The following is a 25,818-nucleotide window of genomic DNA, read 5'->3' on the forward strand; positions in this document are numbered from 1 at the left end:
CTCGGGGGTCTCACACGGTGTACAACGGCACGTCCTTGCCTCGGTGACTGGGCTCGGCAGCACCGTAGGGGCGGGTGGTGACGTCCCGCCAGCGGTTTTCCGTGGGGCTACCGCTGGTCGTGGTCCGGCGCCGGCTCGTGGGCGTGCTTGAGGTGGGAGCGGGCCACCACCCGGTCCCGGCCGGTGAGTTCGGACCAGTAGCGGTGGGTCGTGACGAAGACGGCGAGTTCGTGTTCGCGGCGGCGCAGCTTCTCCACCTCCGCCTGTTCGTCGGCGGTCCAGCCGGGGGAGGCGGGGCGTTCGACCTTGCGCCAGCCGTTGTCGTCGCTGAAGCCGTCCACCGGCCGCACCGACCAGGGCAGCCGCTTCAGCAGGGCCGACAGCTCGGCCCGGACCTGATGCAGCTCCTCCTGACCGGCGAGGAGGTCGCTGGGGAAGTCGTAGGTCGTAGCCACGGCCCAATGCTACGCCTGTTCGATTTTGTGGTGCGAGTCTTCCCTGGAGTGTCAGACCCCCGTCCTAGGGTGGTGGGCATGAGCGAGGCAGGTGGCGGGACGGGTGCGGACGTGCGTCTTGAGGCGTGGGGGGAGGGGGATCTGTGGGTGCTGCGCGCGCTCAACAGCGCGGAGACGACCGAGCACTTGGGTGGGCCCGAGAGCGAGGAGCGGGTACTCGCGCGGCACCGGCGGTATCTGGGGCTGGGGGACGGGCGGATGTACCGGGTGGTGCTGGCCGACGGCGGGGAGACCGTGGGGTCGGTCGGGTTCTGGGAGCGGGAGTGGCGAGGGGGGCCGGTGTGGGAGACCGGGTGGGGGGTGCTGCCCGCGTTCCAGGGGCGGGGGCTGGCCGTCCGGGCCGCCCGGGCCGTGGTGGGGGCGGCCCGGACGGCCGGTCGGCACCGGTATCTGCACGCCTACCCGAAGGTGGCGCACGCGGCGTCCAACGCCGTCTGTCGCCGCGCCGGGTTCACCCTGCTCGGCGAGGTCGGGTTCGAGTACCCGAAGGGGAACCCGATCAGATGCAACGACTGGCGGGTCGATCTCGGGGCCGATCCCGGTGTCGATCCCGGAGCCGGTGCTTCCTAGCGGGACTGCGGGGTCAGCTCCGTCACCAGTCGGGTCGCCGTCGGCACGGGGACGCCGTGCCGGGCCGCCGCGCGGAGCAACGCGCCGCCGATGGCGTCCAGTTCGAGGGGGCGGCCCGCCTCCGCGTCGCGCTGCATGGACGACTTGGTGCCGGAGGGGAAGGTGTCGTAGCGGGCGAGTGCGCCCTCCGGGTCGGCGGGGCCGCCGCAGGCCCGGCTCACCGCCGCCGTCTCCGTGACCAGGGCGGTCAGTTCCTCGTGGTGGCGGTCGCGGATCTCGCCCAGCGGGACGCCGTAGCGGGTGGTGAGGAGGGCGACGGGGGCGAGGAGCGACATCTTCGTCCACAGGGCCGCGGTCTCGTCGTCGAGGACCTGCGTGGTGACGCCCGCCTCGCTGAGCGCCGTCGCCAGGGTGTCCAGGCGGGGGCGGGGGACCGGTTCGCCCGCCAGGTCGATCTGCGCGAACGGGCTACCGTGTTCGATCTCGCCCGGAGCCACGCGGGTGGACTCGACGCGGATCGTGGACGGGGCCACCTGCTCGGGGCGGTAGCGGGCGCGGAGGAGGGCCGGGTGCTCCACGCCGTTCAGGAAGGGGACGAGGAGGGTGTCGCCGACCGTGTCCACCGGGAGGCGGGTCAGGGCCGCGTCGAGGCTGGTCGCCTTGACGGCGATCAGACAGGCGTCCACCGGGGCGCGCAGCTCGGTGTCCGCCTCCACCTCGGCCGTGAAGTCACCGAACTGGCCGCTGCGGACGCGCAGTCCACGCGTGCGCAGGGTGTCCGCCGTGGCCTCCGAGGCCAGGCAGACGACCCGGTGTCCGGAGCGGGACAGCAGCGCGGCGAGCAGTCCGCCCACCCCGCCGGGGCCGAGCACCGCGATGGTCGGGCGGGTGCGGAGTACATCCTTGGTCATGCCGTACGGCTCCTCTCGTCGGTCGGCCCCGGGTGCGGTGGCCGCCAGAAGTGATCATGTCAGGTCGGCCGGGCCGCCGGGAGACCCGCGCCGGAAACGTCCGGGAAGGTGAGACTGGAACCATGTGCCGCAGTATCAAGACGCTCCGCCCGCCCGCGCTGCCCGAGGAGGCGACGGAGGACGACATCCGCGCCGCCGCCCTGCAGTACGTGCGCAAGGTGTCCGGGTTCCGGGCGCCCGCCGCGCACAACCAGGAGGTGTTCGACCGCGCCGTCGACGCCGTCGCCGAGGCCACCGCCGAACTCCTCGCCGGGCTGGAGGTGCGGGGCGCCGCCGCCCGTAAGGCGGGGTAGCCGCGGGGCGCTGACGCCGGGCGGACGCTGATTGCCGGGCGGGCGTCGAAGGCGGGCGGGCTTCCAGGCCGGGTGGGCGTCCAGGCCGGGTGGGCGTCCAGGATAGGTGGGCGTCCAGGCCGGGTGGGGGTCCAAGCCGGGCGGACGCTGATTGCCGGGCGGGCGTCGAAGGCGGGTGGACGTCCAGGCCGGGTGGGCATCTAGGCCGGGCAGGCGTCCAGGCCGGGTGGGTGTTGGCGTCGCGTGGACGGTCGCGCCGTGTCGACCCGCGCCGCCTGGGCGCCGACGCGCGGCGGACACTCACGCGGCCGGGGCGGACGCCCGCCCCGCGCGGACGCCTCCGCCCCGCCCGCGCTCACGCCGGGCGGCGGCGTACCAGGTAGGTCGCGACGGCGCCCGCGCCCAGGAGGGCGACCAGGGAGACCGCCGTGGCCAGCCAGGGGGTGCCCAGCCAGTGCGTGCCCAGGTAGCCGAGGGCGACGCTGTACGTGGCCCAGGACAGCCCGGCCAGCGCGGACCAGGGCAGGAAATCCCGCACCCGGCGGTGTGCCGCCCCGGCGCCGAGGGAGACCACCGAGCGTCCGGCGGGGGCGAACCGCGCCAGCACCACCAGGGCACCGCCGCCCTTCGCCAGCGCCGCGCCAAGACGTTCCTGCGCGCCGCTCAGCCGACGTGAGCGGGACAGCGCCCGGTCCAGCCGCGCCCCGCCGCGCCGGGCCAGCCGGTACGCCACCAGGTCGCCCAGCACCGACGCCGTGGTGGCGCAGAGCGTGAGCACCAGGATGTCGGGGACGTAGTGCGCGGCCGTCTGGGCCGCCGCCGCGGTCGCCGCCATGATGACCAGCACCCCGCTCGGCAGCACCGGCAGGAACACGTCGAGGAGGACCGACAGGGCCACCAGGGCATAGATCCAGGGGCTCCCGGTCAGTGACCCCATACTCTCCAGCACCGCGACTCCCCGTGACTCCCCCGTGGGCCGGTCTCCGCCGCGGTGACGCGGGCGGCGGGACGGGCCGATGACAGCCATACAGCGTACGCCGGGGGTGTGACAGCCGGGTCACGGGGGGTTCGCGTGTTCGATGTGGCATGTGTGCACATGTCCGGTTCGCCGGTTCACCCGGCTGCCCGCCGTGGAGGGCGGTCGGCGCGTGGCTCCCGTACCAACGGAGGGGAGCGGGGCTTCGCGGAGTCGCCCGCGAACCGTCTGTAACGTGAGGAAACGTACACACCATGGTGGCAGGAATGAGCGCTGGAGCCGTCGCCGCAGTCGTGCTCGCGGCCGGTGGCGGGGGCGGCGGCGGTGCCGGGGGTTACTCGATGCGGACGGACGCGCGGTTCGCGCCGGTCCTCTCCCACGTCGTCCCGGCGGCGGTCACGTACGACCGGTCGCTGGCCCCGGAGGGGGCGTGGATCGAGGTGGGGCAGCGGACCGACCCCGACGGGACGACGACCGTACGGCTGCGGGTCACCGGGATGCGGCCGGGCGCCCGCTACGGCGCCCACGTGCACCGCGAGCCCTGCGGCGCCGACCCCGCCGCGGCGGGCGGCCACTACCAGCACCGGCCGTCCGGCGACCCGGCAGCCGCCAACCCGCGCAACGAGGTCTGGCTGGACTTCCGGGCCGACCGCCACGGCACGGGGCACGCCGTCGCCCGGCACGCCTGGGGGTTCCGGCGCGCCGAGGCGGCCTCCGTCGTCCTCCATGACGCGCGGGACCCCGCCGGACGCCGGGTGGGGTGCTTCACGGTGCCGTTCGGGTGAGCCCGCCGGCGGGGTGACGCCCCGGCGGGCTCAGACGGACAGGTCCGACTCCGTCACCGTGCGCAGGGCGGGGCGGGTGCCCCGGTCGGTCCGGGCCACGCGTTCCAGGCGCAGCCGCGCCGCACGGCCGCGCAGGGTCAGGGTCATGAGCTGGTTGCCGAACCAGGGCCCGCCCGTCCTGCGCCACTCCACCGCCGGACGCGGGAGACGGCCGTGCCGGGCGACCAGCCGCCCCAGCGCCCGCGCCACCGCGCTCCACCCGAAGCGGAACCCGAGCCGGATGGAGAGCGGCACGGAGTTGTGCACGGGCGAGCAGGTCAGCTGCACCACCCGGGCGGTGGGCCGGGCCGGTGCGTCGGACGGCCAGGTCGGCTCGGCGACGTACGCGTGGTGGACGTCACCGGAGAGCACGCACACCGTCGCCGGGGCGTCCGCGCCGCCGCCCGCCTCCGCGACCAGCGCCGCCAGCGCGTCGAACGAGGCCGGGAACGCCGCCCAGTGCTCCAGGTCCGCCGCCCGCCGCAGCCGCTCCCCGAACCGCGCCCACCGCGCCCCCTTCACGCCCTGGCACAGCGCCGCGTCCCACCCCTCCACGTCGTGCACCAGGTGCGGCAGCAGCCAGGGCAGCGAGGTGCCGATCAGGAGGTGGTCGTAGGAGCCCGGCGCGTCCAGCGCCTGTTCCCGGACCCACGCCGCCTCGCCCGGGTCGAGCATCGAGCGGGCGTCCTCGTCGAGCACCCGGGCCGCGCGGGAGTCCACCATCAGCAGCCGTACGCGGCCGAAGTCGCGCCGGTAGCTCCAGCGGACCGCGGCCGGGTCGGCGTCGGCGCGGGCGGCGAGGGCGCGCAGCGCGTCGGTGCCGTCGGGGGCGGCGCGTACGGCGTCGTAGACCGGGTCGGCGGCCAGTTCGGCGGGGGTGAGGTTGCCCAGGTGCTGGTACACCCAGTACGACATCAGGCCGCTCAGCAGCCGCTCCCGCCACCAGGGCGTGGCCCGCATGTCGGCGAGCCAGGCGGCGGAGGTGTTCCAGTCGTCGATCACGTCGTGGTCGTCGAAGACCATGCAGGTCGGCACGGTGGACAGCAGCCAGCGGATCTCCGGGTCGAGCCAGGACTCGTAGTAGAGGCGGGTGTACTCCTCGAAGTCCGCGACCTGGTCGCCGGGGGGTTCGCTCGGGTCGCGGCGTGCGGCCAGCCAGTGCCGTGTCGCGTCGGAGACCTCGTCGGCGTAGACCTGGTCGCCGAGGAGGAGCAGGACGTCGGGGCGTTCGGCGTCGGGGTCGGCGGCCATCCGGGCGGCGAGGGTGTCGAGGGCGTCCGGGCCCACGGGGTCGTCCTTGTCGGCGGGCGGCGAGGCCCAGCGGCAGGAGCCGAAGGCGACGCGGACGGTACCGGTGCCGGTGCCGGTGCCGGTCTCGGCGGCCGGGGTGCGGATCACCGACGGCGGGAACGGCGAGTCCGGCAGCGGCCACACGCGCGTGCCGTCCAGGAGCACCTCGTACGGCGTCGGGGTGCCCGGGGTGAGACCGGTCACCTCGACGAGCGCGTAGTGGTGGCCCGCGACCTGGAAGGTGCGGGCGGTGCCCTGGGCGGCGCCGTCCGGGTGGCGCACCTCGGCGGTGCACGGACGGCTCGTCTCGACCCAGACGGTCGCGGACGAGCCGTCGGCGTACCTCAGCAGTGGCCCGAGGCGCAGTTCCGGCACCGTGATCACCCTCCTCCGTCGATCACCGATCCGTCCGTACGGTACGGAACAACGGGGGAGGGCGGGGCGGTTCCGCGAATCAGCGCCACGGGGCCGGGGTCAGCAGCTGGCGAGGTGGTTCGTCAGCGCGCTCTTCTCGGCCGAGTCGACGGACAGGCCGTAGTAGTACTTCACCTGCACCCAGGCGCGGACGTAGGTGCAGCGGTAGGCGGTGCGGGATGGCATCCAGGTGGCCGGGTCCTGGTCGCCCTTGGACTGGTTGACGTTGTCGGTGACGGCGATGAGCTGCGGGCGGGTCAGGTCGTTGGCGAAGGACTGGCGGCGGGAGGTGCTCCAGGACCCGGCGCCGGAGTCCCACGCCTCGGCGAGCGGGACCACGTGGTCGATGTCGACGTCGGAGGCGGCGTACCAGGTGGCGCCGTCGTAGGGGGAGTACCACCTGCCGCTGGTCGCGGCGCAGGAGGAGTTGGTGACGACGTTGGAGCCGTCCCGCTTCAGGACCGTCTCGCGGGTGTTGCAGCTGCCGCTGATGGTGATCCAGTGCGGGAAGAGGTCGCGGCTGTAGCCGGTGCGGTTCTCGGTGCGGACGGGCAGGGTGGCGAGGTAGGAGCGGGCCGTGGCGGCGCTCACGGGGGTGGGGAGGGCGGCGGAGGCGGTGGGACCGGTGAAGAGTCCGGCGAAGGCCGCGAAGCCGGTGAGGGCGGCGAGCAGACTGAGCCGTCGACGCGCGTAGAACCTCGACATGTGAACTCCCTCGGGAGGTGGGGGTGTGGGCGGCGAGCGTGGGAATGCTCGCGGTGTGGTGTTGCGGGCGGGTGTGCGTACGGTGAGAAGTTAATGACGTGTGCATGACACGACAAGGTGCGCGGCTGCCTTTGTGACGTGGGCGTCGCGTACCATGGGGGGCGCAGAAGGGGAGTAGCTCTTCGCCGGACCGTCGACATACTGCCCAGCCCTGCTGGGCCGGCGCCCGGAGCCGGATCCCGACCGCCTCGCGGTCGCGGGACCGGCCAGCGAGACCTTCGGCAGACAGTGCACGCCCGCGCCCCCGTGGCACGGGCGCCGAGTGTGCTGTCCCTGCCGAGGTGTCGTGTCCCAAGGGTCAGCGCTTCTCGGTGGGGGACAGCCCCGACCGATTGAGGGACCCTTGCTCAGCCTGACCGTGATGGCGCTCACCTTCGGCGTCGTCTTCCTCGCCGAACTGCCGGACAAGACCGCGCTCGCCGGGCTCGTCCTCGGCACCCGCTACCGCGCCTCGTACGTCTTCGTCGGCGTCGCCGCCGCCTTCGCCCTGCACGTCACGCTGGCCGTGGCGGCGGGCAGCGTGCTGACGCTGCTGCCGCAGCAACTGGTGCACGCGCTCACCGGCGTGCTCTTCCTGGGCGGCGCCGCGATGCTGCTGCTGAAGCACGACGACGGCGAGGAGGAGGTCCGCAAGCCGCGGGACCAGTCCTTCTGGAAGGTCTCCGGGGCGGGCTTCATGCTCATCCTCGTCGCGGAGTTCGGCGACCTCACGCAGATCATGACGGCCAACCTCGCGGCCCGGTATGACGACCCGCTCTCCGTCGGCCTGGGCGCGGTGCTCGCGCTGTGGTCGGTGGCCGGGATCGGCATCGTCGGCGGCAAGGCGCTGATGAAGCGGGTGCCGCTGGGGCTGATCACCAAGATCGCGGCGCTGCTGATGCTGGGGCTCGGGCTGTGGAGTCTCTGGGAGGCCGTCTCCGGCTGAGGCCGGTGGGGGCGGGGTGCCCGGCTGAACATCAGGTCAAGGATCGGTGACAGTGGTGGCGGGTGGGCGCCGGATTTTGTACCGTGGAGGAACAAAGTGGCTCCCGCCCGTTTTCCCTGACCGGCGGGCGGGGCCACTCTGGTTCTCCGGGAAGCGTCCCGTCTGCCTGTTTTGGAGCTGCCGATGACGGCCACGACCGTCCTCACCGCCCGCGCCCTCCTGCTCGACATGGACGGCACCCTCGTCAACTCGGACGCCGTCGTGGAACGCGTCTGGCGACGCTGGGCCGAGCGGCACGGGCTGGACGGCGACGAGGTGATGAAGGTCGTCCACGGCCGCCAGGGGTACGCCTCGATGGCGCTGCTGCTGCCGGACCGGCCCATGGAGCAGAACCACGCCGACAACGCGCGGATGCTCGCGGAGGAGACCGCCGACGTGGACGGCGTCGTCGCCGTCCCCGGCGCGGGGGAGTTCCTCGCCGCGCTGCGCGGACTGCCGCACGCGCTGGTCACCTCCGCCGACGTCGCGCTGTCCACGGCGCGGATGGCCGCGGCGGGGCTGCCGATGCCGGACGTGCGGGTCACCGCGGAGTCGGTGGGCGCGAGCAAGCCCGACCCCGAGGGGTTCCTCAAGGGCGCGGCGGAACTGGGCGTCGCGCCCGCGGACTGCGTCGTCTTCGAGGACTCCGGGGCGGGCATCTCCGCGGGGCGGGCGGCCGGGATGCGGGTGGTCGGCGTCGGGGCGCGGGCCGGGTACCACCGGCCTGACGTGGTGGTCCGGGATCTGACGCGGGTGAGTGTCGCGGCGACGGACGGTGTCATGCGCCTGGAGGTGCGGGGCCAGGGCTGAGTCGCGCGGTTCCCCGCGCCCCCTGGGGCGTCGCCCTTCCGCGGGCCCTACAGGTCCGGCGTCTCCGCCTCCAGCCTGGCCCGGGTCTGGGCGTCGTACACCCCGGGTTCGTCGGTCTGGATGCCGCGCCACCACTGGTAGGTGCGGACGGCGTCTTCCAGGCGGCGGCTGTAGTAGCCGTTGGCGTCGCCGTCCCAGAGCCAGACCTTGGCCAGGCGCTGCTGGAGTTCGGTGACCTCGGGACCGCGGTCGCCGCGGCGCAGTACGGGGCCCTCGGTGCCCCGCGTCGCCCCGGGGCCGACGGTGGCGGTGGCCGCCGCGGTGCTCGGGGGAGCGGACGCCGACGGGCTCGCGGAGTCGGACGCGGACGGTGAGGCGTCCGACGGTGACGGGGACGCCGAGGCCGACGCCGAGGCGCTGTCGCTGGGCGACGGGCTCGGCGAGGCGGAGGGTGCCGGGGCGGACGAGGCGGGGCCACTGGCGGGCGGGGCCGGGGCCGCCGCGCTGGTCGACGTGTCCGGCACCGCCTCCCGTACGTCCTGCGGCATCGCGGCGTCCCGGGTCGGGCTGTCGTAGGAGAACACGCCGTTCGCCAGACCGGCCGCCGCCACCACCGCCACGGCGGCACCCGCCGCGCCGAGCAGCAGCACGCGCCTGCGCCGGGAGCCGCGCCCGCCGTCCGGCGCGGACGCCCCCGGTGCCGTACCCGTCGGGCCGTCCGCCCGCTCCCCGGCCTCGAACAGCCGGAGGTCGGTGTCGCTCGGCTCGGTCGCCGAGGGGGCGAGCGGGGTCGGCAGGGGGGTGGTGGGGTCGGTGGGCTTCTCGTCGGCGTCCACCGCGCGCTGCGCCATCGTGGCGTCCGCGGTGTTCCCGGAGTTCCCGGCGTCCACCGGGTGCAGTGCCATCGTCGTCTCGGCGGCGGCCTCCGGGCGCGGCTCGGCGTCCTCGCTCCCCGCGGCGTCCTCGCTCCCCGCGGCGTCCCGCGGGTCCCCCAGGTCCACGTACGGCCGTATCCGCAGTGGGTTGAAGTCCTCCGCCTCCGCCTGTTCCGCCGTGCGGGCATGGTGCAGCGCGTCCGACGCCCGTCGGCCGCACGCACAGGAGGGGGTGTTGTCCGTCCCCCGCTGTTCCCCGCACTGCGGGCACGGATGCCCCTTCGGCTCGGCCATGCCTGTGTTCCTCCCCTTGCGAACTTCGAAGATTATGCAGACCCCGGGCACGGACTCTTCGCGCAATCCCCCACTTTCGGCGGTCCTGACCTGCGGAAGAACCTCTTCCAACGGGACTCGACAGGCCATAACCGGACACAGCCGCCACGATGGAGGGTGTCACCACAGCCCCGGGAGGACTTCATGGCGGGGGACGCGCGCGACATGACGCACGGTAGGGCGAGCAGGGTGCGGGACGACCGGCCACCCGGGAGCACCGACGAGGAGCACGTCCCCGGCAACGTCCTCGTCTCCATCGGCGCCCTGCTGCTCGGCATGTTGCTCGCCGCCCTCGACCAGACCATCGTGGCGACCGCGCTGCCGACCATCGTCAGCGAACTGGGCGGCCTCGACCACCTCTCCTGGGTGGTGACGGCGTATCTGCTGGCGTCGACCGCCGCGACCCCGCTGTGGGGCAAACTCGGCGACCAGTACGGGCGCAGGCGGCTGTTCATGACCGCGATCGTCGTCTTCCTGGTCGGCAGCGCGCTGTGCGGGGCCGCGCAGAACATGCCGCAGCTCATCGCGTTCCGGGCGTTGCAGGGGCTCGGCGGCGGTGGGCTGATCGTGCTGTCGATGGCGATCGTGGGGGACCTGGTGCCGCCCCGCGACCGGGGGCGCTACCAGGGGCTGTTCGGGGCCGTGTTCGGGGCGACCAGTGTGCTCGGGCCGCTGCTCGGCGGGCTGTTCACCCAGCACCTGAGCTGGCGCTGGGTGTTCTACGTCAACCTGCCGCTGGGCGCCGTCGCGCTGGTCGTCATCGCGACCGTGCTGCACCTGCCGCCCAGGCGGACCCGGCACACCATCGACTACCTCGGCACCCTCCTCATCGCCTCCGTCGCCACCTGCCTGGTCCTCGCCGCCTCCCTCGGCGGCACCACCTGGGGCTGGGGCTCGCCGCAGATCATCGGCCTGGTGGTGCTGGCCGCCGTGCTCGCCGTGGCGTTCACGCGCGTCGAACGCCGGGCCGCCGAACCCGTGCTGCCGCTGAAGCTGTTCCGGATCCGCACCTTCACGCTCTCCGCCGTCATCAGCCTCATCGTCGGCTTCGCGATGTTCGGCGCGATGACCTACCTGCCGACGTTCCTCCAGGTCGTGCACGGGGTCACGCCCACCATGTCCGGCGTGCACATGCTGCCGATGGTGTTCGGGCTGCTGCTGGCCTCCACCGGCTCCGGACAGGTCGTCAGCCGCACCGGCCGCTGGAAGGTGTTCCCGGTCGCGGGCACCGCCGTCACCGCGCTCGGGCTGCTGCTGCTCCACCAGTTGGACGCCGACAGCTCCACCGCCGAGATGAGCGCCTACTTCTTCGTCTTCGGCGTCGGACTCGGGCTGGTCATGCAGGTGCTGGTGCTCATCGTGCAGAACGCCGTGTCGTACGAGGACCTCGGCGTCGCCACCTCCGGCGCGACGTTCTTCCGGTCCATCGGGGCGTCGTTCGGCGTCGCCGTCTTCGGCACCGTCTTCGCGGGCCGCCTCGGCGACCTGCTCACCGACGCCTTCCGCGGCACGCCGCTGCCACCGGGCGTCTCGGTCGGGTCCCTGGAGTCCGACCCGCGCGGCATCGCCGCCCTGCCGCCGCCGCTGCGCCCGGCCGCGCTGGACGCGTACGCCACCGCCATCACCGACGTCTTCCTGTACGCCGCGCCCGTCGCCCTCCTCGGCTTCGTGCTGGCCTGGTTCCTGAAGGAGGACCGGCTGCGCGGCTCGGTCACCGCGCCGGACGCCACCCAGACGCTCGCCAGCAACCCCGTGGAGCGGTCCAGCCACGACGAGGTGTGCCGCGCGCTGTCGGTGCTCGGCACCCGGGAGGGCCGCCGCGCGGTCTACCAGCGGATCACCGACCGGGCGGGCTACGACCTGCTGCCCGCGGCCAGCTGGCTGCTGCTGCGGATCAAGAGGTACGGCACGGTCGAGCCGGGCGTGCTCGCCGAGCACAGCCCCGTCCCGCTGTCGGTCATCCTGGAGGCCGCCCGGCAGGTCGAGGAGCGCCGCCTCGCCGTCCGGGAGGGCCTCGGGCTGCGCCTGACCGACACCGGGCGCACGGTCGCCGAACGGCTGGCGGACGCCCGCGAGGAGTCGCTGGCCGAGCTGCTCGGCGACTGGTGGGGACCGGACCGGCCCACCGACCTGGTCCTGCTGGTCAGGGAGTTGAACGAGGAGCTGTGCGGCTCGACCCGGGAGCAGCCGCAGGGTGCCGGGCCACCGGCGCGGACCCGCTGAGCAGGTCCTTGCGGAACCAGTGCTCGGCGTACGGCTCGTCGTTGTGCGGGGCGGTCTCCCGGTAGCCGAGCCGGGCGTACAGGGTCCGGGCCTCCACCAGGTCGCCGCGGGTGTCGAGAACGATCCGGGTCGCGCCGAGCGCGCGGGCGGCGTCCTCGGCGGCGGCCACCAGCAGCGGCGCCCCGCCCCGGCCGCGCATCGCCTCGTACACGAACACCCGCTTCAGTTCGGCCGTCGCCGCGTCCAGCAGCCGTACGCCCGCCATCCCGGCGGCGACACCGCCGTACCGCGCCACCAGCAGCCGTCCGCCGGGCGAGGCGAGCTGGTCGCCGGGGTCGGCGGCGATCTCCCGTTCCAGCTCCGCGGGGTCGGTGCGGTGCCCCTCGTGCAGCAGGTACCAGCGGTCGCTGACCTCCGTGTAGTACGCCCGCCACAGGGCGGCGGCGTCCGGGGAGCCGACGGGTTCGGGGGCGACGGTCCAGCCGGGGGTCGTGTTCATGCCGGTCATTGTGGTGGCGGTGCCGTGGCCTTTGCGAACTGTTTGAGGAGCGCCGCGCAGGCAACCCGACAGGCGAACCGGCCACGAGGGCCGGTTGGGTCGAGAACCCGGAAGGCATTCATGTCCACTGGCTGGATCATTGCTCTGATCGTGATCGTGGCGGCCCTGGTGCTCGTCGCGGTGGCCGTGCTGGGCCTGCGCTCCCGTGGCGGCGGGCTCGGCGGTACGTCACTGAAGCGGCGCTTCGGGCCCGAGTACGACCGTGCCGTGGCTCGGCACGACGGCGACGCCAAGGCGGCCGAGCGGGAACTCGCCGGGCGCCTGGAGCGCCACGGCGACCTGCGCGAACGGCCGCTGGAACCCGCCCAGCGGCAGCAGTTCGAGGCCCGCTGGACGGCCGCGCAGGAGCGCTTCGTCGACTCGCCGCAGGAGGCGGTGGGCGAGGCGGACCGGCTGCTCGCGGAGCTGGCCGCCGCCCGCGGCTTCCCCGAGGGCGGGCAGTACGAGGAGCAGCTCGCCGCGTTGTCCGTGCACCACGCGGACCACGTGCACGGCTACCGGCGCGTGCACCGCGTGGCCCGTACGCCCGTCGAAGGGGCGGGGAACGGCGCCGCCACCGAGGAGATGCGCGAGGCCATGGTCGAGGCCCGCGCGCTGTTCGAGGACCTGGTGGCCCCGTCCCGCCAGGACACCCGCACCGGCACCGGCGACCGCGCGGGGCGGAACGACGCCCCGGCCAGGTCCGGTGGCCGGGCGCACCTGCCGATGGCCTTCGGCAGGCGCCATCCGAAGGGGAGTTGAGGAGATGTCCGACGCGACACGACCGACTGGCGCGTTCGACGAGGACCCCGACCGCGGCACCCGGCGCCGCGCGGACGTCACGGGGTACGGCACGACGACGGGGACAGGGGGGACGGAACAGATGCAGGGGGCGGAGGAGATGCGCGGGACGACGGGGACGACGGGGACGCGTAAGGCGCGGGAGACAAGGGATGCGCGGGATACGCGGGAGACCCACGCGTCGCCCGTGGCCGAAGGGGCCACGGGCACGGGGATCCCCGCGGCCCACGCGGCCCACGCGGCGCCCGCCGCCCCCGTGCCCCAGGGAACCCCTGAGGCCCCCGGCGCCCCCGCCCCGCCCGCCCACGGCACCACCGAACCCCCCACCGCCGCCCCCCTCATCGCCCACGAGGAGAGCGACCAGCTCTCGCGCCGTATGCAGCACGCGGTCTCGGGGTTCATCGACGGGCCCCGGTCCGCCGTCGAGGAGGCGGACCACGCGCTGGAGGAGATCGCCGCCCGCTTCGCCGACGCCGTCACCCAGCGGCGCCGTACGCTGCGGAGGTCCTGGCAGGACGCCGACGAGGACCGCGCGACCAGCGCCGACACCGAACAACTCCGGCTGACGCTGCGGGACTACCGCGAACTCGCGGACCGGCTCCTGCGCCAGTAGGCGCCGCCAGGCGTCAGTCCGCCGCCCGGCCCTCCCGCCACCGCCGTACCACGTCCTCGACGTCGTACGGCTTGCGGCCCAGCGGGGGGCCGGGCGGCGGCTTGAGCAGCATGTCGCGGATCCGGGCGTTGACGTCCGTGATGATCCGCCGCACGACCCGCTCCGAAGGGGCGTTCAGCGCCGCCGTGAGCGCGTCCTCGGCCTCCTTGCGCAGTTCCAGCGCGGGCGGCAGCACGGAGACGCCCTCGCGGGCGAGTTTCTGGCGGATCCACCAGTTCTCGTCGTACGACGTCCCCGCCGGGTCCGGCAGCGGTTTCCCCGCGCCGGGCAGCCGGTCGAAGTCGCCGCGCGCCTGGGCGTCCTGGATCTGCTTGTCAACCCAGGACTCGAACGGCACACCCGGTGGCTTTCGCTCGGTCATGGCCCCATTGTGCCGGACGGGACCGGGCCGGGCGTTTTATCATCTGGCGGCGGTACGTCCCCGTGGGGCGCCGCAGTTGGACGTCCGACGTCTTCCGCGCCGTGGCGGCGGAACACCTCACGAGGAGCGCACGTGCTCGAACTCACCATGGCCACCGTCTCCGGGGCGGACGAGGGTGCCACGGCCGGGATGCTGATGGCCGACGCGCCCAGCGAGCCGGGCGCCGTCCTGCGGGTGGGCAGGGACCGGGCCGTGTGCCGTCTGGCGACCCCGCAGGACTGGCTGTTCGTCTCCCGCGTCCACCTGGAGTTCGTCTGCGGCCAGGACGGCGCCTGGCAGGTGACCTGGCTGCGCGGCTCCCAGCCCGACCCGTCCTCCGAGGTCCGGCTGACCGTCGGCGAGTACGCCCAGCCGCTCGGCTACGGGGGCACCGCGCCGCTGCCCCGGGGCACCAACGGCGAGCTGGTCATCCGGGACCGGACCGGGCCGCGCACCGTCAACGTGGGCTTCTACCACGAGGTGTGACCCGGCGCGCGGGCCCGGCCCGGTACCGCTCAGGCCAGCACGCGGGCCAGCGCGAAACCGTCGTACCCCTTGGCGCCGACCGTCTGGAGCGCCGTGCCGTCGAGGCGGGGGTGCGAGCCGATGAGTTCGATGGCGGCGCGGGTGCCGCGGACGTCGGGCTCGGTGCTGCCGGTGTCGGCGACGCGCCCGCCCCGGACGACGTTGTCGACGACGATGAGGCTGCCCGCGCTGGTGAGCTTCAGCGCCCACTCCAGGTACGGCTTGTTGTTGGCCTTGTCGGCGTCGATGAAGACCAGGTCGAAGGGCGGCGGGTTCTCGTCGGCGAGCTGGGGCAGCGATGCGAGGGCGGGGCCGACGCGCACCTCGGCGACCTTGTCCAGGCCCGCGCGGGCGATGTTGCGGACGGCGACCTCGGCGTGCCGGGGGCTGTACTCGAGCGACACCAGCCTGCCGTCGGCGGGCAGGGCGCGGGCCAGCCAGATGGTGCTGTAGCCGCCGAGGGTGCCGATCTCCAGGACCGTGCGGGCGCCCTGGACGGTGGCCAGCAGCTGGAGGAACTTGCCCTGCGTCGCGGTGACGTTGACCTCGGGGAGCCCGGCCGCCGCGCTGTCGCGCAGGGCCGCCTGGAGCGCCTCGTCGTCGGGGGAGAGGTGGCCGGAGAAGTACTCGTCGACGGCGTCCCAGGTCTGCGACTCGCTCATACGCTCTGCCTCTCGTATGTCTACTTAGAACCGCTAACTAGTTTCCCTAACGAGTGTAGTTCCGCCCGCGCGCCGCGTGTGAGGCGGATCGCGCCGAGTGGAAGCGACCGAATCCCGCCCGCACTATCGTCTTCTGGACAAGGGAAGATGGGGCGTCAGGTGAAGAGGGGATGGCCTGCGTCTCCTCCCCGGGGAACACGGGACGACGCTCGGAACGGACGGGGCGGGAGGGCCGACTAGGCGTGGCGAACGTGGAACGCGGCGGAAGACCGCCGGAGCCGCTCGGAGCGACGGCCGTCGGCACGCCCGGGGCCCGGCTGCGGCTGGCCCGCGCGGGCCTGTGGGCGGTGGCCGCCGTCCTCGCCGTACGGCAGATCGCGGTCGTCCTGAGCACGCCGCGCGGGGAGCGGCTGACCGATCTGGAGACCTGGGTCGGACCCCACGGCGTCCTGCACGTCACGGGCTCGCTGTACGACTCCGACCGGTTCACCGGCACGCCGTTCGCCGGGCTCGTGCTCAAGCCCCTCACCCGTTCGGCGGAACAGGCCCTCGGCTGGGGCTGGACCTTCGGCACGCTGCTGCTGGTCGCCGCGCTCGGCCTGGTCGCCGCCCGCGCGCTGCCGCAGCCGGTGAGCCGCCGCACCTCCCTGTTCGCGGCGCCGGTCGCGATCTGCCTGCTGATGCTGTCGCTGCCGGTGCGCAACGCCTTCTGGCTCGGCCAGACCAGCATCCTGCCGGTCCTGCTGGTCCTCCTCGGCTGCTTCGCGGCGCGCGGCCAGCGGGCCAGCGGCGCGCTGATCGGCGTGGCCGCCGCGCTCCAGCCGACCTTGCTGCTCTTCGCCGCGCTGCTGTGGTGGACCGGGCGGCGCCGGGCCGCCGCGTCGCTCGGCGCCGCCTTCGCCGGGTGTACGGCGCTGGCCTGGGCGGCGCTGCCGCACGACTCCTACGCCTACTGGGTCCACCACCTCGCGGGCGTCGGGCTCGGCGGGCGCGCGGACGCGCTCGCCAACCAGTCCCTGCACGGCGCGCTGCTGCGCCTCGGCCTGTCCGGGTGGCCGGAGACCGTCGTCTTCCTGCTGCTGGGCGCGACGGTCGCGGTGCTCGCCCTGCGCCGTGCCGTGCGGTACGCGCACGACGGGCAGCTGCTGCTCGCGGTCGCGGTGACGGGCTGCGCGGCGATCGCCGCGGCTCCCACGGCCTGGCAGCACCAGCTGCTGTGGGTGCTGCTGGCGGTCGTCGGCCGGGTCGGCAGGCGCGCCTCGGACCGGCTGGTCTGGCCGGTCGCGGTCGTCGTGGTGATGACGGTGCCCGCGAGGTGGCTGCTGCCGGAGATGGAGTCGCTGTACCCGCTGCGCGACAACGCCGTGCTGCTGGCCGCGCTGGCCGCTGCCACGGCCGTCCCGTTCCTGCTGCGCACCTCGCCCTCCTACCGGGACCCGATCCCGACGGCGTACGCCCCACCGGTGCCCGCCCGCTGGAGCCGCGTCCCCCTGCTGCCGTTCCTGGGCCGGGTCCTGACCCGCCCGAACCTGCTCCTGGAAGCCCTGTTGATACGGGTCACCTACGCCGCCTACTCCCAGGTCCGGCTGGCGGCGACCGGCGGCACGATCTCCGGGGGCCGGGAGCGGGCGGAGGCGCACGGCGAGCAGATCCTCGACCTGGAGCGGGTGCTCGGCCTGGACATCGAGCACGCGGTCAACCACGCCGTGGTGAAGGTCGACTGGCTGCGGGAGTTCTTCGACTTCTACTACACGTCCTTCCACTTCGCCGTCCCGCTGACCGTCCTCGGCGTCCTGTACTGGCGGCGTCCCGTCGACTACCGCTGGGCCCGCGCCACCCTCGGTCTCACCACCCTGCTGGCCCTGGTCGGCTTCTGGCTCTACCCGCTCGCGCCGCCCCGCCTGATGCCGGGCCTCGGCATCATCGACACCGTCCACGGCGTCCAGGACTTCTCCCAGCCCGACTACGGCACCCTGACCGCGCTCACCAACCAGTACGCGGCGATGCCGTCCCTGCACTTCGGGTGGTCGCTGTGGTGCGGGGTGATCATCGCCATCGTCGCCCCGAAGGTGTGGATGAAGGCCCTCGGCCTGCTCCACCCCCTCCTCACCTGCTCCGCCATCGTCGCCACCGGCAACCACTGGGTCCTCGACGCGGCGGGCGGCGCGGCGGTGGTGGCGGCGGGCTTCGCCCTGTCCTACGTCTTCCAGGGTCCCCGCGCCCGCCCGAAGCCCCGCGGCGACGAGGCGGGCGAGGGCGGCGGGCCGTCGCCGGCGTCGGCGGAGGGGCGGTACGTGGCGGCGGAGTGAGCGGGGCGTGCCGTTCCTGTCCGGTGGCATACGTGCGCGCGGCGGGCGCCTCACGTGTGACGCGGCGGGCGCTTTGCGAAACGGCGCTCCCCGTGATCAGCTTCGCTGTCCATGGCGGGTGGCCCGGGAAGGGCCAGAGGTGGGGAGCGTGCGCGGATGCGTACCGTGGAAGAGGGGGCGCTGCGGGCGTGCCCGGAGTGCGGGGGTCCGTTGCCGGAGCACGGGCGGTTCACCGCCTGGTGCGCCGGGTGCGACTGGAACGTCGATCCGGAGGGCGGGCGGGAGGAGCCCGCGGGGCGCGGGGAGCGGATCCGGCGGCGGCTGGCGGAGCGGCACGGGGAGCGGCTGCTCGCCGACCTCACGGCGGACGGGGTGCCTGTGCGGCTGGACGCCTTCGGGGTGCTGTCCTTCACCCTCGCCCTCGCCGTGCACGCGGTCACCGTCGTGCTGCTGGTGTGCGGGGCGCTGCTGCTGGCCGGCGCGTCCGGGTTCTGGTCGGTGGTCGGCGGGCTGCTGGCCCTCGGGGCTGCCTGGACGCTGCGGCCCCGGCTGGGGCGGCTGCCCCGGGACGGCATCGTGCTGCGCCGCGCGGACGCGCCCGAACTGTACGCGCTCGTCGACGAGGTCGGCCGCGCGGTGGGCACCCGGGGCGTGGACGCGATCGTCGTCGACGCCGAGTTCAACGCCTCCGTGAGCACGCTCGGCGTCCGGAGGCGGATGCTGACGCTGGGAGTGCCGCTGTGGGAGGTGCTCACGCCCCGGGAGCGCGTCGCCCTGCTCGGGCACGAGCTGGGGCACTTCGTCAACGGCGACACCCGGCACGGTCTCGTCGTGGGCTCCGCCCTGCGGTCGCTGACCGTCTGGCACGACTACTTCCAGCCCTACCCCCGCCCCGGCGACATCTTCGAGGTGGTCACCAACCTGCTCCTCCTCCCGTTCCGGTACGCCACCGGCGCCCTGCTCACGCTCCTCGACCTGGTCGCCCTGCGGGCCTCGCAGCGCTGTGAGTACCTGGCCGACGCCGCGGCGGCCCGTGCCGGGTCCACCGGTGCCGCGGTCGCTCTGATGGACCGGTTCCTGGTGGCCGACCCGGTCGAGATCGCCCTGCGCCGGGAGGTCAACGCCCGGCGCATGAACGGCCGGGGGCGCCGTGGCGCCGAGGCGGCCGGCGCGGGGCTCTGGGAGGCGCTCGCCGAGTACGCCGCCGACGTGCCCGAGTCCGAGTACGAGCGGCGGCGCCGGGTCGGCGCGCTGCGCGGACACAGCGTCGACTCCACCCACCCGCCGACCCACCTGCGCCGCCAGTGCCTGCTGCGGACCGCCCGGGAGGCGGGCACCGTGGTGACCGACGGGGCCGGGGAGGGCCGTATCGCCGCCGAACTCGCCGAGGCGCGGGCGCGGGTGGCACGGGAACTCGTGCGGGACGGGCTGGACGGGACGTGAGGGGCCGTCCGGGGATCACCGCCGCTGGATGACGGTCCCCGTGGCCAGGTCCGCACCTCGGCTTCGGGGGCGGCGGACCGCACTCCAGCACGGCAGGTCCCTCGCCGTGCTGGAGATCGACCTCATCCATGACGCCGTCGCCGACGCGATGCCCGGCCTGAAGGTGGCGGGGGAGCCGCGGCGGCCGCGGTCGGCGTGGAGCAACGGGGTGAGGGAGCCGCGGGTCAGCGGGTGACGGGGGCGGCCCCACGTGGGGGAAGGCGGCGGCCCGGGGATCGGGGCCGCCGCCTTCGTATCAAGGGGCCGCGTGCGGCGTGGGTGCCGCTCAGTACCAGCCGTTGGCCTGCCAGAAGTTCCAGGCGCCGACCGGGCTGCCGTAGCGGTCGTTCATGTAGTTCAGACCCCACTTGATCTGGGTCTTGGGGTTGGTCTTCCAGTCGGACCCGGCGGAGGCCATCTTGGAGCCGGGCAGGGCCTGGACCAGGCCGTAGGCGCCGGACGACGCGTTCGTGGCGTCGACGTCCCAGCCGCTCTCGTGCTGGACGATCTTGCTGAACGCGTTGTACTGCGCGGTGTCCGGGATCATCTGCTTCGCGATCGCCTGGGCGCTGGCGGCCGAGGAGGTGGTGGCCGCGTGGGCCGGGGCGGCCGTCAGCGCCATACCGGCGGTGGCGGCGGCGACGGCGAGACCGGTGACGGCCTTCTTCGGGCTGGCGACGCGACGGATGAAGGTGGCGGGCACGGTGAACCTTTTCTTCGGGGGCGGTGGTGTCGCGGCGTGCCGTGACCACGCGGTGCGTGGCGGCGACATGCGCCGACGCCGGGTCCGTGGGGGCACCTCGGCGCCGTGCGACGTCATCCAGAGAAGCAGGCCGGACAGGGGTCCGCAATGACCCCTTTTACTAGTTGTGGTCGCATACGGGCGGGTCTTCAGTCGTGTGACCTGGCTCTCAAACCCCAGGTCAGCGCGAGTAATGTCCGGTCCATGTCATGGCGAATCGGCTACTAAGCGGCGTAGTGAGTGATCTGGGTCATGTGGGGTGGTTCACCACGTGAGTAACCGCCCGCGCACGGGCCCCTACCCAGCGGGAGCGTCGAACGTGACCGGGCTCTCGAAAGCGGCCCGTCGCGTCGCCCGCCGCAGCGCCCGCAGCACCGCCGGACCGAGGACGACGGTCAGGACGACGGTGACGACGGCGCGTCCCAGGTCCCAGCCGAGCGAGGTCGCCAGGCAGTAGGCGACGAAGCGGGCCAGGTTGGCGGCCACCGAGGCGTCGGCGTCGAACGCGATGTCGGACGCGTTGGTGTCCATGAACGTCCAGCCCGCCAGGTTCATCACCGTGCCGTAGGCGAAGGCGGCCAGGAAGCCGTAGCAGGCGAGCAGCCCCAGCTCCGCCCGGCCGCGCAGCCGGTCCGGGCCCGGCAGCAGGCCCGCGCCCATCGTGAACCAGCCCATGGACAGCATCTGGAACGGCAGCCACGGCCCCACCCCGCCGGTGAGCAGCGCGGAGGCGAACATCGTCACCGAGCCCAGCACGAAACCGAAGCCCGGGCCCAGGACCCGGCCGCTGAGCACCATCAGGAAGAACATCGGCTCGATGCCCGCCGTGCCCGCGCCGACCGGCCGCAGTGCCGCGCCCGTCGCGGCCAGCACGCCGAGCATGGCGACCGCCTTGGGGCCGAGCCCGGACTCGGCGATCGTCGCCGCGACCACCGCGACGAGCAGCACCAGCAGCCCCGCGAACAGCCACGGCGCGTCCTTGGCGTGCGCGGCGACCTGCGACTCGGGCGGCACGAGGAACGGCCAGCCGACCGCCGCCACCCCGACCGCGCTGACCAGCGCCAGCGCGGCGAGCGACCGCGGGCCGAGCCGGACGGCGCGGGCCTGCCGGTCCGGGTGCGTCATGCGAGGGCCTCCTTCACCTGGGCCACCGTGAGGTACGGCCGGGGGGCCAGGATCTTGGTGACCTGTGGCGCGAACGACGGTGACGAGACGACCACGTCCGCCGTCGGGCCGTCCGCGATCACCTCGCCCTCCGCGAGCAGCACCACCCGGTGCGCGATCTCCGCCGCCAGCTCCACGTCGTGCGTGGCCAGCACGATCGCGTGCCCCTCGGCGGCCAGCCCGCGCAACACCCCGACCAGCCGCGCCTTGGCCGCGTAGTCCAGACCGCGGGTCGGCTCGTCGAGGAGCAGCAGCGGCGGCCGGGCGGTCAGGACGACCGCCAGGGCGAGCGCGAGCCGCTGCCCCTCGGACAGGTCCCGGGGGTGCGCGGCGTCGCCGACCCCCGGCAGCAGCGCCGAGACCAGCTCACGGCAGGTGCCCGGCGCGGCGCCCGCGTCCTCGTCGGCGGCCCGGCACTCGGCGGCCACCGTGTCCGCGTACAGCAGGTCACGCGGCTCCTGCGGGACGAGACCGACCCGGCGTACGAGGTCACGCGGCGCCGTCCGGTGCGGGGCCGCGCCCCCGACCCGCACCGTGCCCGACGTCGGCTCGACCAGGCCGACCAGGGCGGACAGCAGCGTGGACTTGCCCGCGCCGTTACGGCCCATCAGCGCGACCGTCTCCCCGGGGGAGACGCCGAGCCCGACACCCCGCAGGGCACGCACCCGCCCCCGGTCGACGGCGAGCGCCTTCACCTCGGCGGCGAGGGGGGACGCCTGCGATGTGCCGCCCCGGGGGCGGCGCCCGCGCAGGAAGCGGGGGAGGACGGAGGCGCGGGGGGAGGGGAGCGCGGCGGGGGACGTCCCGGGGCGGTCCGGCTCGCGGTGGGTGTCCGCCGGTGCGGGGCCCGCCGGGGCCGTACCGTCCAGACGGTCCCGCAGCGCCCCCGCGCGGCGGCGGGCGTCGCGGACCGTCAGGGGGAGCGGGGACCAGGCCGCGAGCCGGCCCAGGGCCACCACCGGCGGGAGCACCGGGGAGACGGCCATCACCTCGGCCGGGGCGCCCAGCACGGGCGGCGCGGCCGGGGCGGGCAGGAGGAGGACCTGGTCGGCGTACTGGACGACCCGTTCCAGCCGGTGTTCGGCCATCAGGACCGTCGTACCGAGGTCGTGCACGAGCCGTTGGAGGACCGCGAGGACCTCCTCCGCGGCGGCCGGGTCGAGGGCCGACGTCGGCTCGTCGAGGACCAGCACGCGCGGGTGCGGCGTCAGCACCGAGCCGATCGCCACCCGCTGCCGCTGCCCACCGGAGAGCGTGGCGATGGGCCGGTTCCGCAGGTCGGCGAGGCCGAGCAGGTCCAGGGTCTCCTCCACCCGGCGGCGCATCACGTCCGGGGCGAGGCCCAGCGACTCCATGCCGTAGGCGAGTTCGTCCTCGACCGTGTCCGTCACGAAGTGCGCCAGCGGGTCCTGGCCCACGGTGCCCACCACGTCGGCGAGTTCGCGCGGCTTGTGGGTGCGGGTGTCGCGGCCCGCCACCGTGACCCGGCCGCGCAGGGTGCCGCCGGTGAAGTGCGGGACGAGCCCGCTCACCGCGCCCAGGACGGTCGACTTGCCGACGCCCGACGGGCCGACCAGCAGGACGAGTTCGCCCTCCGGCACCTCGAAGTCCAGGTCGCGGACGGCCGGTTCGGCGGCGCCGTCGTAGGTCACGGTCACGTCTTCGAAGCGGATCACGGCAGTTCCTTCTCCGGTGCGGGGGTGACGAAGGCCGGGAGCAGCCCGACGAGGACGGCCGCGGCGGGCCACAGCGGCAGCTCGGGCGCGACCAGCGGGACCACCCCGGGCCGCAGTGCCGCGGGGTCCCGGTCCCCGGCGAGCACCAGCAGCGCGGCGACGGCCGCCCCGGACCCGGCGACCAGCCAGGCCCGCGCGCCCCACGGGTCGGGGCGGTACCGGGTGCGCGGGGTGCGCCTGCCGCCCAGCCACAGCCCGGCCAGCGCGGCACCGAGCCCGGCCAGCAGCACGGGCAGCCCGTACGTGCCGCCCGCCGCCGTCAGCACCCCGTACGTGCCCGCGCAGACGCCGAGCAGCCCGCCGAGGGTGAGCGTGGCCGTCGTACGGCGCACCGCGGCGGGGACGGCGGCGGTACGGCCGTAGCCGCGGGCGTCCATCGCGGCGGCGAGGGCGACCGAGCGTTCCAGGGCGCCCTCCAGGACCGGCAGCCCGACCTGGAGCAGCCCCCGCACCCCCGCGTCCGGTCGGCCCCGCAGCCGCCGGGCGGCACGCAACCGCCGCGCGTCGGCGACGAGATGCGGCGCGAAGGTGAGCGCGACGACCACCGCGACGCCCATCTCGTACAGCGCGCCCGGCAGCGACTTCAGCAGCCGGGTGGGGCTGGCGAGGGCGTTCGCGGCGCCGACGCAGACCAGCAGGGTGGCCAGCCGCAACCCGTCGTACAGGGCGAACACCACCGCCTCCGCCGTCACCCGGCCGCCGAGGCGGATGCCCTGCGCCCAGTCCGGCAGCGGGACCTCGGGCAGGGTGAGCAGGACGTGGGTGCCGGGGATGGGCGAGCCGAGCGCCACCACGAACACCAGCCGGATCAGCAGCACGGCCAGCGCCAGCTTCACGAACGCGCCGTAGGACCGCGCCCAGGGGGCGTCCGGGCGCCGCGCGGCGACGACGTACGCGGAGACGGCGACGAGCAGGGCGAGCAGCAGCGGGTTGGTGGTGCGGGTCGCCGCGGTCCCCAGGGCGAGGGACCACAGCCACCACGCCCCGGGGTGGACGGCGGCCCGCTCACCCACGGCGGCGGACCTGCCACACCGCCGCCGCGGCGAGCACGGCGACGACGGCACCGCCCGCGAGCAGCCCCAGCGAGGGACCCTCGTCGGTCTCCTCGGTCTCCTCGGTCTCCGTGGCGCCGCCGCCCTTGCCCGCCGTGGATATCTGCTCACCGCACCCCCGCCGCGGATACCCCGCGATGGCGCACAGCAGCGCGTTGGTGTCGTAGCGCAGGGGTTTCGCCACCGCGGCCAGGGCCTCGGCGGTGCTGGCGTCGGTGGGGACGCTGGCGCAGACCGCGCGGCGGGCGGGCGGCGCCTCGCCGGAGGGCGCGTCGGCGCGGGTCCCGAAGTCCAGGACGAGGGCGATCCGCTTGCGGTCGCCGCGCTCGGGCGTCGTCCCGCAGATCGCGGTGAAGTCCGCCCCGCCGCGCGGCCGGTCGGCGTCCGCGGAGTCCTCGCTCACGGCGAACCGGAAGCCGTGGACGGCGCCGTCGGAGGGCCGCACCTGCGACGGGCCCTGGGTGGCGTAGGTCCACCGGCCGTCCTCGCGCTCCCAGAACGACCAGTAGCGGTAGCCCGCGGCCTGCGCCGGGACCGCGCCCGCGAGCGCGGTCAGCAGCGCGGCGAGGACGAGCGCGGAGAGGGCCGCGGCGCGGCGGCGCGGCGTCACGACCGCGACTTCCCGCGGCCGCTGACCAGGAAGCCGATGCCGATGCCGGCGACGAGGAAGACGCCGACGGTCCACAGCACGCCGACGCCGAAGTCGTCGTCGCCCCCGGCGTCCTTCTTGTCCTCGGCGGCCTCCGTGGTCTGGGTCGCCGAGGCATCCGCGGCCCGCGGGGCCGGGCCCGTCGCGTTCAGCCGCTTCACCAGGTCGTCGCCGCTGCCGTCGAAGTCGCGGACGTCGAAACCGGCCGCGTCGGCGGCGAGGATCAGCTGCGCGTACGCCGCCGGTCCGGACTGCTTGGCCCAGCCCTGGTAGTGGGCGCCGAGCCAGCGCATCGCGTCGGCGGCCTCGTCGGCGTACCCGGCGGTGGCGAGGGCGAGGACCGCGTCGGCGGTGTTGCCGTAGTCCGGCTGGTCCTCGGCGCCGGGCAGGGCGGACAGCAGGTGGCCGTCCTTCGCGAGGGCGGTGTGCAGGTGCGCGGCGCCGTTGCGGGCGGCCTGCTCCGGGTCGGTGGCCTGCGCGCAGGCCGGCTCGGTACCGGCGGGCTTCGCGGCGGCGCCGGTCAGGCCCTTGCCGAGGGCGCCGACGACGGCCGCGGCGGTGGCGTCGTCGTTGGCGGCCAGCTTCCCCTTCTCGTCGGGCTGGTAGGCGAAGGCACCGCCGCCCTTCCCGCCGCAGGGTATGGAGAGGCCCAGCAGGGCGTCGTACGGCGACTTGCCGCCCTTGACCGTCTCGCCGGGCTGTTCGCCGACCGCCGCGAGGGCGCCGATGACGACGGAGGTGGAGTTGGCGTCGCTGGGGCCGCCGGGCACGTAGCCCCAGCCGCCGTCCTTGTTCTGTACGGACTTCAGCCAGCCGACGGCCTTCGCCGTCACCGCGTCGTGTCCGCCGAGCGCCGCGAGGGCCTGCACGGCGGCGGCGGTGTTGTTGGTGTCGACGGCGGTCTTGGCGTCGCAGTCCTTGCCCGGGTCGGCCCGGTAGGGCGCGAAGGAGCCGTCGGCGCACTGCTGCCCGGTGAGCCACTCCACGGCCGCGGCGGCCGGGGTGACGCCCACGGTGTCCTGGGCGAGCAGTGCCAGCGACTGCCGCCACACCCCGTCGTAGGTGGGGTCGGCGGTGCCGTACAGGGCGGTGGGCAGCGAGGCGGACGGCGACGGGTCGGCGGCGTGCGCGACCGGTGCCGCGACGGCGCCGGTCAGGACGGCGGCGGCCAGGACCACTGCGCTGCGGCGGATGTTCATGATCGGCGGGTGCCTCTCTGTGCTGCGCGGGCAGCCGGGCAGCAGGGGGCACCCCCGGCGGCT

At 74.8% G+C, this 25,818-nt stretch carries 26 protein-coding genes and 1 pseudogene; 12 read left to right on the plus strand and 15 right to left on the minus strand.

What is annotated here, in order from left to right:
- Nucleotides 1-107: 107 nt before the first annotated feature.
- Nucleotides 108-455: a hypothetical protein gene (locus ABZ659_RS12345; protein ID WP_360217100.1), complete on the minus strand. Its 348-nt coding sequence runs from the start codon at nucleotides 453-455 to the stop codon at nucleotides 108-110.
- A gap of 78 nt (nucleotides 456-533) precedes the next feature.
- Between ABZ659_RS12345 and ABZ659_RS12350 the strand changes: the two genes are divergently transcribed.
- On the plus strand, nucleotides 534-1,085 hold the full coding sequence (locus ABZ659_RS12350; protein WP_360217103.1) for a GNAT family N-acetyltransferase: 552 nt from the start codon (nucleotides 534-536) through the stop codon (nucleotides 1,083-1,085).
- Here the strand turns inward: ABZ659_RS12350 and ABZ659_RS12355 are convergent.
- A complete protein-coding gene (locus ABZ659_RS12355; protein WP_360217106.1) occupies nucleotides 1,082-1,996 on the minus strand; it encodes a 2-dehydropantoate 2-reductase in 915 nt (304 codons plus the stop codon). The genes ABZ659_RS12350 and ABZ659_RS12355 overlap by 4 nt on opposite strands.
- A 122-nt stretch (nucleotides 1,997-2,118) precedes the next feature.
- Between ABZ659_RS12355 and ABZ659_RS12360 the strand changes: the two genes are divergently transcribed.
- Nucleotides 2,119-2,349: a DUF2277 domain-containing protein gene (locus ABZ659_RS12360; protein ID WP_360217109.1), complete on the plus strand. Its 231-nt coding sequence runs from the start codon at nucleotides 2,119-2,121 to the stop codon at nucleotides 2,347-2,349.
- Nucleotides 2,350-2,704: 355 nt separating this feature from the next.
- Here the strand turns inward: ABZ659_RS12360 and ABZ659_RS12365 are convergent, their stop codons facing one another.
- Complete coding sequence (locus ABZ659_RS12365; protein ID WP_360217112.1) at nucleotides 2,705-3,298, minus strand: VTT domain-containing protein; 594 nt, start codon at nucleotides 3,296-3,298, stop codon at nucleotides 2,705-2,707.
- A gap of 293 nt (nucleotides 3,299-3,591) precedes the next feature.
- Here ABZ659_RS12365 and ABZ659_RS12370 point away from each other — a divergent pair, with 293 nt between their 5' ends.
- The gene (locus tag ABZ659_RS12370) at nucleotides 3,592-4,110 is read left to right on the plus strand and encodes a superoxide dismutase family protein (protein ID WP_360217115.1); all 519 of its coding nucleotides are present in this window, start codon (nucleotides 3,592-3,594) and stop codon (nucleotides 4,108-4,110) included.
- 30 nt (nucleotides 4,111-4,140) lie between these two features.
- On the opposite strand, the gene ABZ659_RS12375 is transcribed toward ABZ659_RS12370, so the two are convergent.
- Nucleotides 4,141-5,814, minus strand: a complete 1,674-nt coding sequence (locus ABZ659_RS12375; protein WP_360217118.1) for an alkaline phosphatase D family protein — start codon at nucleotides 5,812-5,814, stop codon at nucleotides 4,141-4,143.
- A 99-nt stretch (nucleotides 5,815-5,913) separates the two neighbouring features.
- A complete protein-coding gene (locus ABZ659_RS12380; protein ID WP_360217121.1) occupies nucleotides 5,914-6,558 on the minus strand; it encodes an HNH endonuclease family protein in 645 nt (214 codons plus the stop codon).
- A gap of 403 nt (nucleotides 6,559-6,961) precedes the next feature.
- Between ABZ659_RS12380 and ABZ659_RS12385 the strand changes: the two genes are divergently transcribed.
- Nucleotides 6,962-7,543, plus strand: a complete 582-nt coding sequence (locus ABZ659_RS12385; protein WP_360217124.1) for a TMEM165/GDT1 family protein — start codon at nucleotides 6,962-6,964, stop codon at nucleotides 7,541-7,543.
- A 183-nt stretch (nucleotides 7,544-7,726) separates the two neighbouring features.
- Nucleotides 7,727-8,392, plus strand: coding sequence for an HAD family hydrolase (locus ABZ659_RS12390; protein ID WP_360217127.1), 666 nt, complete (start codon nucleotides 7,727-7,729; stop codon nucleotides 8,390-8,392).
- A 47-nt stretch (nucleotides 8,393-8,439) separates the two neighbouring features.
- Here ABZ659_RS12390 and ABZ659_RS12395 read toward each other — a convergent pair whose 3' ends face one another.
- The gene (locus tag ABZ659_RS12395) at nucleotides 8,440-9,561 is read right to left on the minus strand and encodes a peptidoglycan-binding domain-containing protein (RefSeq protein ID WP_360217130.1); all 1,122 of its coding nucleotides are present in this window, start codon (nucleotides 9,559-9,561) and stop codon (nucleotides 8,440-8,442) included.
- A 204-nt stretch (nucleotides 9,562-9,765) separates the two neighbouring features.
- On the opposite strand from ABZ659_RS12395, the gene ABZ659_RS12400 reads away from it, so the two are divergent.
- Nucleotides 9,766-11,823 (plus strand): MFS transporter, encoded by a 2,058-nt coding sequence (locus tag ABZ659_RS12400; protein WP_360217133.1) that lies wholly within the window; start codon nucleotides 9,766-9,768, stop codon nucleotides 11,821-11,823.
- Here the strand turns inward: ABZ659_RS12400 and ABZ659_RS12405 are convergent.
- Nucleotides 11,744-12,322 carry a GNAT family N-acetyltransferase gene (locus tag ABZ659_RS12405; RefSeq protein ID WP_360217136.1) on the minus strand — a complete coding sequence of 193 codons (579 nt, stop codon included), beginning with the start codon at nucleotides 12,320-12,322 and terminating at the stop codon, nucleotides 11,744-11,746. The two genes, ABZ659_RS12400 and ABZ659_RS12405, sit on opposite strands and share 80 nt — an antisense overlap.
- A gap of 120 nt (nucleotides 12,323-12,442) precedes the next feature.
- Between ABZ659_RS12405 and ABZ659_RS12410 the strand changes: the two genes are divergently transcribed.
- Together ABZ659_RS12410 and ABZ659_RS12415 are read left to right on the plus strand one after the other, a co-directional pair.
- Nucleotides 12,443-13,123, plus strand: coding sequence for a hypothetical protein (locus ABZ659_RS12410; RefSeq protein WP_360217139.1), 681 nt, complete (start codon nucleotides 12,443-12,445; stop codon nucleotides 13,121-13,123).
- A gap of 121 nt (nucleotides 13,124-13,244) precedes the next feature.
- Nucleotides 13,245-13,775 (plus strand): hypothetical protein, encoded by a 531-nt coding sequence (locus ABZ659_RS12415; RefSeq protein ID WP_360217490.1) that lies wholly within the window; start codon nucleotides 13,245-13,247, stop codon nucleotides 13,773-13,775.
- Nucleotides 13,776-13,788: 13 nt separating this feature from the next.
- Here ABZ659_RS12415 and ABZ659_RS12420 read toward each other — a convergent pair whose 3' ends face one another.
- The gene (locus tag ABZ659_RS12420) at nucleotides 13,789-14,196 is read right to left on the minus strand and encodes a DUF1992 domain-containing protein (protein ID WP_360217142.1); all 408 of its coding nucleotides are present in this window, start codon (nucleotides 14,194-14,196) and stop codon (nucleotides 13,789-13,791) included.
- A gap of 132 nt (nucleotides 14,197-14,328) precedes the next feature.
- On the opposite strand from ABZ659_RS12420, the gene ABZ659_RS12425 reads away from it, so the two are divergent.
- A complete protein-coding gene (locus tag ABZ659_RS12425; RefSeq protein ID WP_360217145.1) occupies nucleotides 14,329-14,721 on the plus strand; it encodes a hypothetical protein in 393 nt (130 codons plus the stop codon).
- A 29-nt stretch (nucleotides 14,722-14,750) separates the two neighbouring features.
- Here the strand turns inward: ABZ659_RS12425 and ABZ659_RS12430 are convergent, their stop codons facing one another.
- Nucleotides 14,751-15,422, minus strand: a complete 672-nt coding sequence (locus tag ABZ659_RS12430) for an O-methyltransferase (protein ID WP_360217148.1) — start codon at nucleotides 15,420-15,422, stop codon at nucleotides 14,751-14,753.
- 242 nt (nucleotides 15,423-15,664) lie between these two features.
- Between ABZ659_RS12430 and ABZ659_RS12435 the strand changes: the two genes are divergently transcribed.
- From ABZ659_RS12435 to ABZ659_RS12445, 3 genes and pseudogenes are all read left to right on the plus strand, one after another.
- A complete protein-coding gene (locus tag ABZ659_RS12435) occupies nucleotides 15,665-17,731 on the plus strand; it encodes a bifunctional glycosyltransferase 87/phosphatase PAP2 family protein (protein ID WP_360217151.1) in 2,067 nt (688 codons plus the stop codon).
- A gap of 156 nt (nucleotides 17,732-17,887) precedes the next feature.
- Nucleotides 17,888-19,174: a M48 family metallopeptidase gene (locus tag ABZ659_RS12440; RefSeq protein WP_360217154.1), complete on the plus strand. Its 1,287-nt coding sequence runs from the start codon at nucleotides 17,888-17,890 to the stop codon at nucleotides 19,172-19,174.
- Nucleotides 19,175-19,218: 44 nt separating this feature from the next.
- Nucleotides 19,219-19,409, plus strand: a pseudogene (locus ABZ659_RS12445) (steroid C27-monooxygenase); the annotation flags it as partial.
- Between the two features lie 90 nt (nucleotides 19,410-19,499).
- On the opposite strand, the gene ABZ659_RS12450 reads toward ABZ659_RS12445, so the two are convergent.
- The 6 genes from ABZ659_RS12450 to ABZ659_RS12475 all read right to left on the minus strand — a co-directional run bounded on the left by ABZ659_RS12450 (nucleotide 19,500) and on the right by ABZ659_RS12475 (nucleotide 25,755).
- Nucleotides 19,500-19,916, minus strand: a complete 417-nt coding sequence (locus tag ABZ659_RS12450) for a transglycosylase SLT domain-containing protein (RefSeq protein WP_360217157.1) — start codon at nucleotides 19,914-19,916, stop codon at nucleotides 19,500-19,502.
- A 336-nt stretch (nucleotides 19,917-20,252) separates the two neighbouring features.
- Nucleotides 20,253-21,080 (minus strand): ECF transporter S component, encoded by an 828-nt coding sequence (locus ABZ659_RS12455; protein ID WP_360217160.1) that lies wholly within the window; start codon nucleotides 21,078-21,080, stop codon nucleotides 20,253-20,255.
- Nucleotides 21,077-22,795, minus strand: a complete 1,719-nt coding sequence (locus ABZ659_RS12460) for an ATP-binding cassette domain-containing protein (RefSeq protein WP_360217163.1) — start codon at nucleotides 22,793-22,795, stop codon at nucleotides 21,077-21,079. The genes ABZ659_RS12455 and ABZ659_RS12460 overlap by 4 nt, the downstream gene beginning before the upstream one ends.
- Nucleotides 22,792-23,868 carry a CbiQ family ECF transporter T component gene (locus tag ABZ659_RS12465; protein ID WP_360217166.1) on the minus strand — a complete coding sequence of 359 codons (1,077 nt, stop codon included), beginning with the start codon at nucleotides 23,866-23,868 and terminating at the stop codon, nucleotides 22,792-22,794. The genes ABZ659_RS12460 and ABZ659_RS12465 overlap by 4 nt, the downstream gene beginning before the upstream one ends.
- Nucleotides 23,861-24,517, minus strand: coding sequence for an SCO2322 family protein (locus ABZ659_RS12470; protein ID WP_360217169.1), 657 nt, complete (start codon nucleotides 24,515-24,517; stop codon nucleotides 23,861-23,863). The genes ABZ659_RS12465 and ABZ659_RS12470 overlap by 8 nt, the downstream gene beginning before the upstream one ends.
- Complete coding sequence (locus ABZ659_RS12475; protein WP_360217172.1) at nucleotides 24,514-25,755, minus strand: prenyltransferase/squalene oxidase repeat-containing protein; 1,242 nt, start codon at nucleotides 25,753-25,755, stop codon at nucleotides 24,514-24,516. Before ABZ659_RS12475 ends, ABZ659_RS12470 begins: the two co-directional genes overlap by 4 nt.
- Nucleotides 25,756-25,818: the final 63 nt, after the last annotated feature.

This window comes from Streptomyces sp. NPDC006997 (assembly GCF_040635175.1).
GTDB lineage: Bacteria > Actinomycetota > Actinomycetes > Streptomycetales > Streptomycetaceae > Streptomyces.